The following is a 13985-nucleotide window of genomic DNA, read 5'->3' on the forward strand; positions in this document are numbered from 1 at the left end:
TCTCCGTAACCTCGAAAAAAAGCAAATTATATGCTAAATTGTAGCTCAAACTAATTAAGGAGTATATATGAATTTCAAACTCGTTTCCGTTGCTGCAGCTCTTGCAGTTTCCGCAGCCGTCGCTCAGGACTATGACGACGAATATGAAGAAGCAGCCCCCGCCGCTGCCGAAGAACAGGCTGAAGCCGCTCCGGCACCTGCTCCGGCACCCGCAGCTCCCGCTGTAGAAGATTCCTGGGACAAGACTGCAGAAGCAGCTCCCGCACAGGCAGCCGCAGCTCCTGCAACCGGTTTCAACGTTCTGCATGCCAATGCCTATAACGCTGTAGGCAACGAAGCTGCTGCAGCTACCATCAATGGCGATATGTCTATGCCTCACAAGATGGCAGGCCGTACCCTCTTGTACGTTCAGCCGTCTGCAAGAGAAGGCGTTGTCTCTCTCGCTAGCGGTGGCATGACCTACTTGATGCAGTACACCAACAACGGCGGCCCCGCAATGCTCACCGCCGGTATCGCAACTGGTGGCCTCGGTGTTACCGTTGATTTGGCTCTGAGCAAGACCTTCACCTCCCACGAAGTTTCCACTCAGGCAGGCACCGCTGAATCTGACGCCTCTACCACCGGCGCAGGCGACAACATCGGCGTGAACTTCTCTATGAACCTGGGCGCATTGGAATTCGGCGCACACGCATTCTGGGAAACCTTCCAGGATGAAACCGACACCGAAAACGATCAGACTGAAGTCGACCGCGACTATTGGGATATCGGAATTTCTGCCGTCGTTTCTAACGCACCTTCCGCCAAGAGCCTCGCCTGGTCTGCAGGTCTTTCTCTCATCCGCCATGCAAGCACCGAAGAAACCTCTACCGGAAACCAGTCTACCGAAGTCACCAACCCGGAATCCAGATTCACAATCACCCCCAACTTCAACCTTGCATTCCCCGTTGCAAGCGTAGCTAACGCTCAGCTGTTCCTCGGTACCAACACCTACCTCCCCATCGTGATGTACGATGAAATCAAGGATGATGACTCCAAGAACAACCGTTCTGAATTCGGTCTCTACACTACCCCCAACATGCTGGCAGAAATCACCCTGAACGACAACTGGATGTTCTTCGGTGGCGCAAGCTTCACTTGGGTCATCTTCGACCGTCTCGGCGAAGAAAACAAGGCTAACCTCCATACCGAAGACGATTCCACCATTCGTCTTGCAACTTCCACTGCATACGCAAACGCTGGTGCTCGTTTCTCCTTCAAGAACTTCGTCCTCGAAGCTTCTGTTAGCCAGACCAGTTCCCTGGATAACTTCGCAGGAAACCTGGGTGCCTTCATCCACTTCTAATTTGAGGTTGTCATGAAAGTTCTCGTAACAATCGCTGTCGCCACCGCCATGGCCGCCTTCGTTGGCTGCTCCGGTGATGGTGATGTGTCCAAGGCCTCCGGCAACTTCCAGGAAACCATTCCTAGCAGTCCTACCGAAGACGTCCCTGCAGCAGGTGACGAAGATTTTGACGGCGGAAGCAACGCAAATTTCGTCAACTGCAGTGCAAACGGTGAAGACTTCTCCATTTGCGTCGAAGCCTCTGAAGAAATCTACAACCAGTACGGTGCCTTCTGCGAAGCATTCGAAGGAAGCAAGGGTTCTGGTAAGTGCACCAACAAGGGCAGCAAGTCCTGCCAAATCAAAGGTGCCACTGTATACGTAGGTGGTGAAGCAGCCGAATCCTCCTGCGCAGAACTCGAATTGATTGTAAACGCAGTAATTTCCGGCCTATACGATTGGGAATAAGTATTTTACTTTAAATCGAATCGTTTAAACGTCAAAAATGGGACTGGTGAAAACCGGTTCCATTTTTTTTGTGCAATCTTTTCTAAAATTAGGCCCATGGTTTTAAATGTTATCTGGCTTGTATTCTTTTTTGGTGCATTCGTCGCCTGTATCGTTCAATGGTTGGCCTTCGGCGACACCGGAATTTTCAACAAAGCCATTTTGGGCGCATTCGACATGTCCAAGACAGCCTTCGAAATAGCCATCGGCCTCACCGGCATTCTCAGCCTCTGGCTTGGCATTCTGAAGATTGGTGAAAAGGCTGGTGCCGTGCAGATTCTCGCCAAGATCGTGCAGCCGCTGTTCAGCCGACTGTTCCCCCAGATTCCCAAGGGTCACCCTGTGGTGGGCACCATGCTCATGAACATCAGCGCCAACATGCTGGGCCTCGACAATGCGGCCACCCCCATGGGCCTTAAGGCCATGAAGGAACTGCAGGAAATCAACCCCAACGAAGACAAGTCCGTGGCAAGCGACTCCCAGATCATGTTCCTGGTGCTGAACGCCAGCGGGTTGACCTTGATCCCTGTCAGCATCATGACGTACCGCGCCCAGATGGGAGCGGCCAACCCCAGTGACGTATTCCTCCCCCTGCTGCTCTCTACATTCTTCAGTACCATCGCGGGCATCGTAGCCTTGAGCTTTTTCCAGAAGGTGAAGCTGAAGGACCCTGTAACGGTAGCATGGCTCGGCGGTCTTTCGGCCTGCGTTATCGCCATCATGGTCTACTTCAGCCACCTGACAGCAGAAGCCATTGGCGCCAGCAGCCTGTTCATTAGCGGTTTCGTGCTGTTCGGCGTTATCGTGGCCTTTTTGGGTCTGGCCTGCTACAAGAAAGTGCAGGCTTACGAAGCCTTCGTAGAAGGCGCCAAGGACGGCTTCCACACCGCCGTCATGATCATTCCCAACCTGGTAGCAATCCTTGTAGGCGTTGCGGTGTTCCGTGCCAGCGGCGCCATGGACCTCTTGATGAACGGCATCGCCGCCCTGCTGAACATGATCGGTGTCGGCAGCGATGTGGTTCCGGCCCTGCCCACCGCCATCATGAAACCCCTTAGCGGAAGCGGTGCCCGCGGCATGATGATCGACGCCATGAAGACCTTGGGCCCCGACAGTTTCGCCGGCCGCCTAAGCTGCATGTTCCAGGGAGCCGCCGACACCACCTTCTACATCATCGCAGTCTACTTCGGTTCCGTAGGCGTCAAGAAGACCCGCCACGCCGTGACCTGCGCCCTGATTGCCGATGCCGTGGGCGTTATGGCAGCCATCGCCATCGCCTACATCTTCTTCCCGCCGATGTAGCGGTTCCGTAGGCAGTTCACGTCAGCGTTATAGACGCTCCTATTGCTCCATAAACTTTAAAAGGGTTCCGCAGTTGCGGAGCCCTTTGTTTAAAAGTATGCTTTTCTATTCTGACTCTCACCCCAAAAAAGGCGAAGCCTATTTCAAATTAAATCGCGCCAGAGGCCTGGGCAATAAGCAATCCAAGGTAACCCACATATATGGCCAGCAAGACACCGCCGGCAATGCGGTTAATGCGGCCATCGCCCTTGCGGCGGAAGCCCAGCACCAGCAGCGACAGGGTGAGTACAGCCATCAGGGGAAGGTCGCGGGTCACCATGTCTCGTTCCACGGCTTCCATGGGGTCCAGGGTTGCGGCGATGCCCACCACCATCAGGGTGTTGAACAGGTTGGAGCCGATAATGTTTCCTACGGCCAGGTCGTCTTCGCCTTTGCGGGCGGCGGCAATGGAGCTGGCCAGTTCCGGCAAAGAGGTTCCAATAGCCACGATGGTAAGGCCTATGAGCAAGTCGCTCATGCCAAGGCTGCGGGCGATTTCAACGGCGCCCCACACCAGCATCTTGGAACTGACCACCAAAAGCACCAGGCCAAGAAGCAACCAGAAGATGGACTTGCCCAGACTCTTTGAAGAACCGTTGTCGGTATCATCCGCGGCACTTGCAGAAGCGTCTGCATTCAAGGTCTTGGAGCCGCGCATCTCGCTTACGATGTTATAGCCCATGACAGCAAAGAACACAGCCAAAAAGGCAATGCCGTTCATGCGGGTCACGCTTCCGTCGGCCACAAGGATAATGGCCAGGGCCGTCACACCGATAAGGATCGGCAAGTCCTTCTTGAGAACGGAGCGCTTGACTACCAGCGGGGTTATCAGGGCGGTAACGCCCAGAATCAGAGCGATGTTCGCAATGTTGCTGCCATATGCGTTACCCAAGGCCAGCTCAGGATTCCCCTGCAAGGCAGAAAGGGCAGACACCACCATTTCGGGGGCGCTGGTACCAAAGCCAACCACCACCATACCGATCAGGAGCGTAGACATACCACAGAATTCAGCAACGCCAACGGCGCCATCCACAAACTTGTCGGCGCTCCAGACCAGAACGGCAATGCCAGCCACCAGGGCAAGGATAGGCAAGATCATAAAGCGATCGTTCCTTTTTTACGAGTTATTAGAACGGGTAGAGGGTAAGACCAATGCCGAAGGAGGAGCAGCTCAGGTCCAGGCTGGGGAATTCGCTGTAACCTTCGTACAGGTCAGACAGGCCCACATCGGCCTTCACGTCGATGGACAGGCGCTTATGAGCCATGACAGAGAATCCAAAGACCAGGCTCCAGTCCATGTTCGTGCGGTAATCTTCATCCATCAAGTCAGTCGTTTCCTTGATTTTCTCCTGACCGTTCTTGTAAGACACCTTCAGTTCATCCTTCACCGGAATAGAAATCTGGGCACCCAGATCGAAGTAAAGGTTGGAAGATGCACCCTTGAAGGTAAAGAGTACCGGAATGTTCACCTTCATCTGGTCGAAGTTGAAGCTTACCGGAACAGCCTTGTTGTTGTTGTCGTAGTAGTCGTAAGTTTCGCTAGACTTGCTGCGTTCAAAGATTACACCCAGCTTGATACCCATAGTGTAATCATTCAGGGGAATGATGGACATCAAACCTGCGCGCCAGGAAATGCCATAGTAGTCATCATCGTCCCACTTGTCACCGGTCAGGTAATAGGAACCGATAGAACCATGAGCACCGATCTTGAACTGCATGGGAACAAGACCCATCAGCTGATCCATAGAAACGGTATCCTTAGAAGAGGACCTGTGCTGAGCCACATAGACAGTGCGCACGGGGGTACCATCTTCGCGGGTGTAGACGGTTTCGTAGTAAACGGTACGGGGAGCATCATCTTCGCCACGGACAGCCTTGGGGGCGGGGGCCGCAACGGGTTCGGCTACCTGGGGAGCGGGAGCTGCAACGGGTTCAGCGGCAGGGGCAGCGACGGGTTCAGCAACTTCTGCTGCGGGGGCAGCATCTTCGCCACGGACGGCCTTGGGGGCAACAGCCACATCGGCAGGTTCAGCTTCCTGGGGAGCGGGGGCAGCGACCGGTTCAGCTACCTGGGGAGCCGGGGCTGCAACGGGTGCGGCTTCGGCGGGGGCAACAGCCGGTTCTACGGCAGGAGCGGCAACTTCAGCAGGGGCGGCCACTTCGGCAGCGGGAGCGGCTTCAGTTGCAGGAGCAGCAGTTTCCTGGGCAAAGGCTGCAGAAAGAGCCAGTGCAGACACAATTCCAACATACTTAAGATTCATATAAAACCTCCTGTTCTTACATGGAATATAATAGCATTTTTTAACTACATTAATGACATATGAAATTGAATATTGTTAAAACTCCGTCGGGCAAGGCCAATGTGTCCGCCCTTCTTTTTGTCAAGCAGTCCATCCAGTTCTCCAACGTCCTTTCCGAAACCGCCGAAAAGCAGGTAGAATCCGTTCTGGCCGGCATGCAGGAAGGCCCCTTCGAAGACCTGGAACTTCTGGAAATCGATGGCACCTCCACCATTTTCGTCAACGCCGCCAAGGAGCGTGGCATCTCTAATCTGGACCGCTTGCGCATGGCCGCCTATCGCCTGGCCAAGAAGGCCATGGCCCGCCAGATTCCCGTAGTAAGCATCATGCTTGCCGATGCCGCCCCCGAACAGTTCAAGGCCATCGCCCACGGCCTCCACTACGCCGATTACAAGTTTGACGCCTACAAGAGCAAGCAGAAAGAAAACTTCCAGGTCACCTTCGAAATCGTCGCCGGCGAACACGTTGCCGAATTCAAGGCCATCGCCGAAGACGTAGCCATCGAACAGAAGGCCATCGCCCTGACCAAGAACTTGATCAACACTTGCGCCAGCGACCTTTACCCCGCCGAGTTCGTCGAACGCGCCAAGACCATCGCCAAGTATACTCCGGGCCTTTCCATCAAGGTCCGCGACATGAAGCAGCTGGAAAAGGAAGGCTTCATGGGCCACGTTACCGTTGGCAAGGGTAGCTCCCACGAACCCCACATGATTACCATGACCTACGACGGCACCAAGGCTGCAGCAGGCAAGCGCGGAGACCGCAGCTCCGCCGACCACCTGGTCATCGTTGGCAAGGGTCTCACCTTCGATACCGGCGGCCTCTGCCTCAAACCGCCCAAATCCATGCCCGAAATGATCAGCGACATGAGCGGTGCCGCCACCACTCTGGCAGCCATCCAGGCCATCGCCACCTTGAAATTGCCCATGAAGGTCAGCGCCATCTGCTGCCTGGCCGAAAACGCCATCGGCAACAAGTCTGTGCTCCCCGGCGATATCTTTACCGCCAAGAACGGTAAGACAGTCATGGTAGACAACACCGACGCCGAAGGCCGCCTTGTACTTTCTGACGGTCTGGCCGAAGCAGGCCTCATCGGAGCCACCCACATTATCGATCTGGCCACCCTCACAGGCGCCATGGTCCGCGCATTGGGTTATGCCGTTACCGGATTCTTCAGCAACGACGATGCCCTGGCCCTGAACGTCATCAACGCCGGCGAAGCCTGCTGCGAAAAGTTCTGGAGCATGCCTCTGGAAGAAGAATACGCCGATGCCCTGAAGGACAAGTTTGCAGACCTCAAGAACACCGGAAGCGACGCCGGTGCCATCAGCGCCGCCCTCTTCCTGCAGGAATTCGTACCCGAAAACACCGCCTGGTCTCACTGGGATATTGCAGGCACCGCCTTCGTTACCAAGAAGTGGAAGTACACCGAATACGGTGCCACCGGCTTTGGCGTGCAGACCCTTATCGAACTTGCCCGCCGCATGTCTACAGCATCTGAAACAACCGAAGAATACAAGGAGGTTTAACCATGTTCTCTTACGAAATGAAAGTGACCGACTCTATTAAGTACGTTGGTGTCAACGACCACGAAATCGACCTTTTCGAAGGCCAGTTCGAAGTGCCCCTGGGCATGGCCTACAACTCCTACGTCATCATGGATGAACAGATCGCCGTGATGGATTCGGTAGACCAGAATTTTGGAGAACAATGGCTTAAGAATATCGCCGAGACCATTGGCGACAAGCAGCCCGCTTACCTGGTGGTCCACCACATGGAAATGGACCATTCCGCAAACATCAAACTGTTTATGGAAAAGTATCCCGCCGCAAAGATCGTCTCTTCCAAGATGGCCTTCACCATGATGAAGAACTTCTTTGGAACCGACTTTGCCGATCGTCAGGTTGTAGCCGGCGAAGGCACCAAGCTGGAACTGGGCGCACACACCCTGAACTTCGTTACTGCCGCCAACGTCCACTGGCCCGAAGTCATCATGAGCTATGAATCCAGCGAAAAGGTCCTGTTCTCAGCAGACGCTTTCGGCAAGTTCGGCGCTAACGACGTTGAAGACCCGGAAGGCTGGGCCTGCGAAGCCCGCCGCTACTACTTCGGCATCGTAGGAAAGTTCGGCGCCAACGCCCAGGCTGTGCTTGCAAAGCTTTCTGACATTCCCGTAGAAAAGATTTGCGCCCTCCACGGTCCCACCATCGTGGGCAACGTAGAAGAGTACCTGAACTACTACAAGATCTGGACCAACTACGACGTGGAATCTGAAGGCGTCATGATCGCCTACACCTCTGTCTATGGCAACACCAAGCAGGCTGTAGAAAAGCTGGCAGAAATCCTGAAGGCCAAGGGCTGCAAGAAGGTAGTCGTCTCTGACCTTGCCCGCGAAGACACCTACGAATGCATCGAGAACGCCTTCCGTTACGGCAAGCTGGTTCTGGCCACCACCACCTACAACACCGGCGTGTTCCCCAAGATGCGCGAATTCATCGACCACCTGCTGGAACGCAACTACCAGAAGCGCACCATCGCCTTCATGGAAAACGGTTCCTGGGCCCCCGCCGCCGCCAAGAACATGGCCACTATGTTCGATGCCGCCAAGGACATCACCATCGCCCAGAACAAGGTCAGCATCAAAATCGCCATGAAGGACGATAACATCGCCCAGATGGAAAAGCTGGCCGACGAACTGTTGGCATAAATTCGAGAATTTGAACTCGTAAAAAAAGCCGCGGATCAATCAGATCCAGCGGCTTTCTCTTTAAGGGGAAAAATTATTCCCATTGCGCTTTCGCTTTGCTCAAGCGCTGGTCGCGCGGCTCGGTCGAGCCTATGCTGAATAATGTATTGATGGCTGTGATGCCGTGTGACGTCAATAGCACATACGCATCTTTGTATCAAATGGTTGCTAGCCAATTTGATTGGTGGCGGCATTTGGATGCGTCCGCTGCTCGAAATTGGCAATGCATACCCGCGATTTTGGATCGCGGCAGTCCGTACAAGTACGACGTACATGAGACAGACAAGTGTATTGACCTTGGGTGCGGAAACTTATCTGCTGAGTATTTGCGTCTTGCTCAGGCTGAGGCTGCCAACAAAGAACACCAGTAGCCCGCAGCCTAGAACCACGGGCAGTAACAGGAGGCCGAGAATGCAAACAAGAATGATGATTACAGGTGTAAAGGCTGACATGTCTTGCTACTGATAATCCTTTATGTCGTATCCGGGAATACGTCTGGCGTCCATAAAGTAGAACTTGTCCTTGATGTTGCCGGCTTCGTCGGTTACCACGTTCATGACAGAATCCAGGGTTGTGGCAAAAACGGAGGAATCTTCTTCCGAGCGGATATACCTAAGTATAGTAAAGAGTTCATCTTCTTCTTTTGTGGTGGCGCCTGTGGGCCAGGCGACTGCAAGGACTTGCACCGAGTCTTCGGAGGTGCTTTCGTCGATGAGTCCGTCATAGACATCTTTCCAACGCATTTGATGCATGACTCCAAGAGATGTTGTATGGTACAGTCCATAGGATTCGGAAGCGAAAATCTTTTCCCCCTTTACGGTGGTTCGTGTGAATAGGAAACTCACCAAATTGGAGGGCTCGACTGTACTTATATTATAATCATTAACGACTAGGTCTAATAGACGAAGTTTTTCCGCTTTCTTGAAATGGATGGAATGATTGTAGTATTTGAATTCCTTATTAACCTGTGCGGGTACAAGCCAGTCCTGGAAAATGAGCGCGCAGGACAACGTTGCGCTGGTATCGCCATTCAGGAAGTTGACCAAGGTGGCGCTGTCAAGAGATACTTCACCTCTCTGATAGCGACTGGAATTCATGATGTCGTAATCTTTTTCAAAATCAATCTTCAGTTCCATGGATTCCGATTCGGTTTTTAGGAAACATCTGGATTGGAGTGTATCTACGTAGGTGGAATAAAAACCTCCGTAGTAGCATGGAATGACCCTGGAGTAGAAATATCCCTCTACGTAAGTGCTAAAATAGTCATCGTAGTTGTAGCAGACTTCTGTAAAGTGAGCTTCACCTGGATTTTTTGATGGAACCAACGTGTAGGTTTCCTTCAGGTTTCCACAGTTGGCGGAATCCAACTGAATTTCCAGACGATGTGTTTCATCCTGCTTTTCGAAAATGTCGCTGAAAAGGAGTCCTCCGTAAGAGTCTGAAGATTGTTCACCTTTGATCTCTTTGCCGTTTAATAAAAACTTTGTGTTTTTGTAATTGCAGACCGTAGGATCGCTAAAGCGAATTTCTACGATCATATCCTTGACGAACTTATTGATTTCGATAGTGGTATCGGTATTGCGGGAGGGGCGGAATCCATCGGAAATATGTGTTCCGTTGCCTCCGCTGGAATGGTTTAATCGAATGACGGAACTCATCCCTCCAACGATGCTGTCGAGTAGATCTCGCTCAGCACGATAGGCTTCCAGTTCCTTTTCTCTTTCCTTTTCTTCGGGGGTCATGCCGCTGTCTGTGCAGGCCGTAAATGTGCAGAACAAAAAGGAAACAAGTGTAAACCACCTTATGTTTTTCATAGAATTTGCTAGTCCTTTATGCAACGAATAGAAAGAAATGAATCTGAGCCTACTCCGCTATTGCTAACGTTCGGGGTCCAATTTTCGAATGTTATGATTTCGGCCACGAAATCATTTCTGCGATCGGATGTCCAGAAAAAGGCTACGCCACCTTGATCATAGGGATTGATTTCTCCTATGTCATCGGCGCGGCCGGCCGGTAGCACGCAGAATCCGTAGTCGTCATAACCGTTTGCGTCGCGATTGTTGTATTCACTCCAGCCATCAAGGGACTTCAGTGATTTTTCAACATTGGTCCAATCAGGATATCCCGGTATTTTATGTCCTCCGATGGCGGTAAATAGGACCTGATATTCATTGACGTTGGGCAGATGCCAGCCTTCAGGACAGATTCCACGGACTGTGCCCTTGTTATCTTCGTTAGCGCATTTCCTGTAATCGTAGCCGCAGCCTTTACCGCTTTCTGAAAATACGGCTGCGGAATCCATGGCAGCAGACCATAGGTAAAGACGGCCGTATTTTTCGCAATTTCCTTCAGCTTCACTGTTGCAGAAACTGGAGGAGTCCTGTGTCTTTGTGGGTTCCGTATAGGCGTATGCAAGATTTTCGGCCATCCAGGTTTGACTGCCGATGGTCACGGTTTTGTATTCGCGATTGTCCCGCTTATCGACCATGGTTCCAGCGACAGCTTCTGAGGGCGGCACGTAGGCGATGCTGCTGGAAGATTCCCTGGGGTATTCCATGCTTGAGGAAGATTCCTCTTCGGCCATGGAACTGGAACTTTCCGCTAAGATTTTCGGTGCGCTGTTGCGATAATAGGTCTCGCCCTTTTCTTCCTTGCAGAGGCATCCGTCCAGTTTCCATTCAGGGGCCTTTGCGATCAAGGTGTTGAAGTCGCCGTCGCTTCCTAAATTGTATTTACAACCGTCAAGGGTAACCCAGACTTTCCTATAGCCATATTCAGACGAAAGGAATATTTCCAGGCGGTTATATTCGGAATTGTATGTTAATTCGTGACAAACCGTCTGAACGCCACCCTTCTGGTCGATGAATTCCGTAGCCTTGGAACAGGCAACGTCCTTGATCAAGGATGAGTCGGTGATCGTTTTCGACCAGGAGTTACTTCCGGAAATGCCATAACGATCTTCGCATTGGGCTATAGACAGACTGTTGGAAGAATTAGCCTGGTTTTCCTCCGGCGAATTCGGACTTCCTGAGTCGCTATCGCCGCAGGCTGTAAGGAAGACCGATGCAAGGATCGATGCAAGCAGGCAGGTGCAAAAAGACTTTTTCGTATAGTTTAGCATATAAACAACCTTCTCTCCCAAAAATCAAATTAGTTGTGGACGCAGCGAACGTTCATTCCCATGATTCGTTCTTCGAGGTCGACTCTTGCGGGTTCCTTGGCGTAATCGAACATTAATAGATAGGAAGAGAATTCATCGTCAGGGAGGAAAGACTTTTGGCGGCTCCAAATATTTACCAGTTCTCCGTAACCAAAGAAATATTCTTCTATCACGTCGCAAGCATCGCCACAATAGCCCGCCTCGTCAACGAATATTCCAAGGGGCAATGCGGAAAATCCGCTTTCGTTTGTTGCTGGGCTTTCTTGCCAAGTCCATTCCGCTGACTTAAGGGAGGCGTCGCTTACTGTTTCCAGAAGGGTGTAGATTTCATCACTGAACGGAAGATGCCAACCTTCGGGGCATGCCTTCATGGCCGCCACCTGGGTGTAAAAACGTCCAAAGATTTCACAGCTGTCGGGGTCGTTGCCTAGACAATGGGTTTTCCCTGCAAAGAAGGGGTGGGCGATGGAGTCGACATAGTTTAGGTTTTCTGCCATCCAGACCTGGTCTCCGATTTTGACACTCTTGTAACAATGGCCGTCTCGGTCATCCTGGAAAACATCATACTTTACTTTGGAGCTCAGATACTTCCAGCTCTCTTTTTGTACACTGGCGCAGACTTCTTCACTGGATGAGGGGGCGTCTTCTGATGAACTGGACAGCTCAATAGAGGAACTGGATGCGACGGAGGAACTGGAGGGAATGATCATTTCCATGAGCAAGGTATCCTTGACGCAACGTAAAGAAAATCCGTGGGATTTGGAGGATTCGTTGATGGAGTTGTCTTTTGGGTCGACGCCGAAACTGTTCACTCTTGATTGAGGTACCGTTTCGTCGAAGAAAGTATCCTGATTGTAGTCTACATAATAGTCCATTTCATCACTTTCGGTAGAAGTGATGAATCTGTCTGCGTCAGGCCAGTACGAGAAAAAATAGTTGTTGTAAAAACCGCCATGGAGAACCTTGAAACCGTAAGGGTCTTCTTTCATGATGTCGGTATAGCTCATCAGGTATTTCCATTCCAGAGTGTCGGGGACATGCCAACCCGGCATACAGATTCCCTGATGGTAGGGCTTTTTGATGGAATCCTCGGCTGTGTTGCGCAGGAAATAGGGTTTAAAATCCATGGCCTGCGTCCAATTGTACAGACGGCCGAACTTGACGCAGTTTGAATCATTGTCTTCGAAACAGCGGCTACCCTCGACCTTGTAACGAAGGTTCTCGGATGTCCAGATCAGTGCGCCAATTTCCGTGGTGTGGTAAATCTTGAAATCGCGAGGGTCGCAAATTTCATTTTCACCAAGCTTCTCGGGGCAGGATGTTGGAATATCAGCTTCAATGAGGCTAGAAGAACCTTGCTCGGTTGTTGAATTTCCGCTAATGTCGTCGGGCTCGGATGAGTTACTGCATGCGGAGAACTCGACTAGAATCGCCAAAAGGGTTGCGATGAAAAGAGGGAATGTTTTTCTTTTAAGCGAATGCATTTTACAAATATAGTATAGATACGTATAAATAAAAAAAGCCGAGGAAGATGTGTTGACCCGAATCCGCTGTCCAGCAGATTTCCACAAACTTTGTCCCCGTGACCTTGTGATATCTTGTTCAGGTTTGGGCCGTCTGGCGATCGGGGGGCAATGTATTAGCAGATCTATTGCTAGTGCCTTGCACACCCTTCGCAGAACTTGTGAAACTTTTAGAAATTGGCGAAATTGAACCAAAAACGCCAAATCCGTACTCAGACTTGGCTAAAAATGAAAAGCCGTGGAAGTGTTCCTTCCAGCGGCTTTGCTTCATATTCTCAATGTGTTTGTCGGTCTAATTCAGGCCTGGGCAACCCTTGTCCCGTCGTCGCAATCACTGTGCAAGCTTGTTGCAAAACTGTGCTAGTTCGGGGACAAGGATTTTGGGGCGTTACAGATCTGGAGATGCAGATGGTGGATTCAGGCGAACTGCCCAAGCGTGCCCGCTACTACCAGGATATCTGCGATACGGAAACTCTCGGGAGTTCCCATAAATACAAGGAACTCAAGGAACAATACGTCATCTTTCTCTGCCCGGAAGATATCTTCGGCAAGAATCGACCGATTTACGAATTTGAAAATCGCGAAAAGGAAGACCATTCCTTGATTTTGGGAGACCTGACTTACAAGATTTTTGGGAACTTCGTTCCTAATTTGTGCGGCTCAGAAATGGACAAATAAATTTGTCCGCTTCATTCGCCTTAGCAAATTTTGTAATTTTAGTAAGTACGAGGCCGTGACCGATGAATCCATTCGCGATTACCTAAAGTATTTTGCCACCGATGAAGCAACCACTGCCGTGACGCAAGCCATCCAGAGTAAGGTTGACTTCTACCATAAGGACCCTAAGACAAGGAGCGACTACATGACATTCAAGGACATGCTTGAAGAGGAACGTGACGAAGGCCGCGCAGAGGGTCGTGTCGAAGGAGCGAATGCAAAGGCCCGAGAAATGGCTAAGGCTATGCTAGCAGAAGGCGATTCAATTGATAAAGTTGCTAGATGCTCCGGTCTTTCCGAAGAAGAGATCAAGTCTTTGTAGAATACTCTCACCACTGGTGAGACAAATTGAAAAAAGTGCGGCGTAGTT

The 13985-nt window shown here is 51.5% G+C and carries 13 protein-coding genes; 7 read left to right on the forward strand and 6 right to left on the reverse strand.

Annotated features, from left to right (window positions below; genetic code table 11):
• Positions 1–67 precede the first annotated feature (67 nt).
• The 3 genes from BUB73_RS17590 (at position 68) to BUB73_RS12930 (ending at position 3130) form a co-directional block, all read left to right on the forward strand.
• Positions 68–1342, forward strand: a complete 1275-nt coding sequence (locus tag BUB73_RS17590; RefSeq protein ID WP_073286430.1) for a hypothetical protein — start codon at positions 68–70, stop codon at positions 1340–1342.
• Between the two features lie 12 nt (positions 1343–1354).
• On the forward strand, positions 1355–1789 hold the full coding sequence (locus tag BUB73_RS12925; RefSeq protein WP_073286432.1) for a hypothetical protein: 435 nt from the start codon (positions 1355–1357) through the stop codon (positions 1787–1789).
• Positions 1790–1885: 96 nt separating this feature from the next.
• A complete protein-coding gene (locus BUB73_RS12930) occupies positions 1886–3130 on the forward strand; it encodes a nucleoside recognition domain-containing protein (protein ID WP_073160463.1) in 1245 nt (414 codons plus the stop codon).
• Between the two features lie 148 nt (positions 3131–3278).
• Here BUB73_RS12930 and BUB73_RS12935 read toward each other — a convergent pair whose 3' ends face one another.
• Both BUB73_RS12935 and BUB73_RS12940 read right to left on the reverse strand, forming a co-directional pair.
• A complete protein-coding gene (locus tag BUB73_RS12935; RefSeq protein WP_073160461.1) occupies positions 3279–4268 on the reverse strand; it encodes a calcium/sodium antiporter in 990 nt (329 codons plus the stop codon).
• Between the two features lie 28 nt (positions 4269–4296).
• Entirely contained in the window at positions 4297–5430 is a 1134-nt protein-coding gene (locus tag BUB73_RS12940) for a porin family protein (protein ID WP_073236629.1), read from the reverse strand.
• Between the two features lie 59 nt (positions 5431–5489).
• On the opposite strand from BUB73_RS12940, the gene BUB73_RS12945 reads away from it, so the two are divergent.
• Together BUB73_RS12945 and BUB73_RS12950 are read left to right on the forward strand one after the other, a co-directional pair.
• A complete protein-coding gene (locus tag BUB73_RS12945) occupies positions 5490–6998 on the forward strand; it encodes a leucyl aminopeptidase family protein (protein ID WP_073286434.1) in 1509 nt (502 codons plus the stop codon).
• Positions 6999–7000: 2 nt separating this feature from the next.
• Positions 7001–8176, forward strand: coding sequence for an FprA family A-type flavoprotein (locus BUB73_RS12950; RefSeq protein ID WP_212668351.1), 1176 nt, complete (start codon positions 7001–7003; stop codon positions 8174–8176).
• A gap of 350 nt (positions 8177–8526) precedes the next feature.
• Here the strand turns inward: BUB73_RS12950 and BUB73_RS17400 are convergent, their stop codons facing one another.
• Genes BUB73_RS17400 through BUB73_RS12970 form a run of 4 tightly spaced genes read right to left on the reverse strand, consistent with a single transcriptional unit; the run spans position 8527 to position 12811 of the window.
• A complete protein-coding gene (locus BUB73_RS17400; RefSeq protein WP_158236594.1) occupies positions 8527–8667 on the reverse strand; it encodes a hypothetical protein in 141 nt (46 codons plus the stop codon).
• 6 nt (positions 8668–8673) lie between these two features.
• Positions 8674–10029, reverse strand: a complete 1356-nt coding sequence (locus BUB73_RS12960) for a hypothetical protein (protein WP_139259219.1) — start codon at positions 10027–10029, stop codon at positions 8674–8676.
• 8 nt (positions 10030–10037) lie between these two features.
• Positions 10038–11336: a fibrobacter succinogenes major paralogous domain-containing protein gene (locus BUB73_RS12965; RefSeq protein WP_073286440.1), complete on the reverse strand. Its 1299-nt coding sequence runs from the start codon at positions 11334–11336 to the stop codon at positions 10038–10040.
• 29 nt (positions 11337–11365) lie between these two features.
• Positions 11366–12811, reverse strand: a complete 1446-nt coding sequence (locus BUB73_RS12970) for an FISUMP domain-containing protein (protein ID WP_073286443.1) — start codon at positions 12809–12811, stop codon at positions 11366–11368.
• 444 nt (positions 12812–13255) lie between these two features.
• Here BUB73_RS12970 and BUB73_RS12975 point away from each other — a divergent pair, with 444 nt between their 5' ends.
• Positions 13256–13576, forward strand: a complete 321-nt coding sequence (locus BUB73_RS12975; RefSeq protein WP_139259220.1) for a hypothetical protein — start codon at positions 13256–13258, stop codon at positions 13574–13576.
• A gap of 55 nt (positions 13577–13631) precedes the next feature.
• On the forward strand, positions 13632–13937 hold the full coding sequence (locus BUB73_RS12980) for a hypothetical protein (RefSeq protein ID WP_073286449.1): 306 nt from the start codon (positions 13632–13634) through the stop codon (positions 13935–13937).
• The last annotated feature ends 48 nt before the right edge of the window (positions 13938–13985 follow it).

It is taken from the genome of Fibrobacter sp. UWH6, assembly GCF_900142465.1.
Lineage (GTDB): Bacteria > Fibrobacterota > Fibrobacteria > Fibrobacterales > Fibrobacteraceae > Fibrobacter.

Bases quoted from the DNA above. Each gene is read 5' to 3' on its own strand.
- BUB73_RS17590 (WP_073286430.1), top strand. From the start codon at position 68: ATGAATTTCAAACTCGTTTCCGTTGCTGCAGCTCTTGCAGTTTCCGCA.
- BUB73_RS12925 (WP_073286432.1), top strand. From the start codon at position 1,355: ATGAAAGTTCTCGTAACAATCGCTGTCGCCACCGCCATGGCCGCCTTC.
- BUB73_RS12930 (WP_073160463.1), top strand. From the start codon at position 1,886: ATGGTTTTAAATGTTATCTGGCTTGTATTCTTTTTTGGTGCATTCGTC.
- BUB73_RS12935 (WP_073160461.1), bottom strand. From the start codon at position 4,268: ATGATCTTGCCTATCCTTGCCCTGGTGGCTGGCATTGCCGTTCTGGTC.
- BUB73_RS12940 (WP_073236629.1), bottom strand. From the start codon at position 5,430: ATGAATCTTAAGTATGTTGGAATTGTGTCTGCACTGGCTCTTTCTGCA.
- BUB73_RS12945 (WP_073286434.1), top strand. From the start codon at position 5,490: ATGAAATTGAATATTGTTAAAACTCCGTCGGGCAAGGCCAATGTGTCC.
- BUB73_RS12950 (WP_212668351.1), top strand. From the start codon at position 7,001: ATGTTCTCTTACGAAATGAAAGTGACCGACTCTATTAAGTACGTTGGT.
- BUB73_RS17400 (WP_158236594.1), bottom strand. From the start codon at position 8,667: ATGTCAGCCTTTACACCTGTAATCATCATTCTTGTTTGCATTCTCGGC.
- BUB73_RS12960 (WP_139259219.1), bottom strand. From the start codon at position 10,029: ATGAAAAACATAAGGTGGTTTACACTTGTTTCCTTTTTGTTCTGCACA.
- BUB73_RS12965 (WP_073286440.1), bottom strand. From the start codon at position 11,336: ATGCTAAACTATACGAAAAAGTCTTTTTGCACCTGCCTGCTTGCATCG.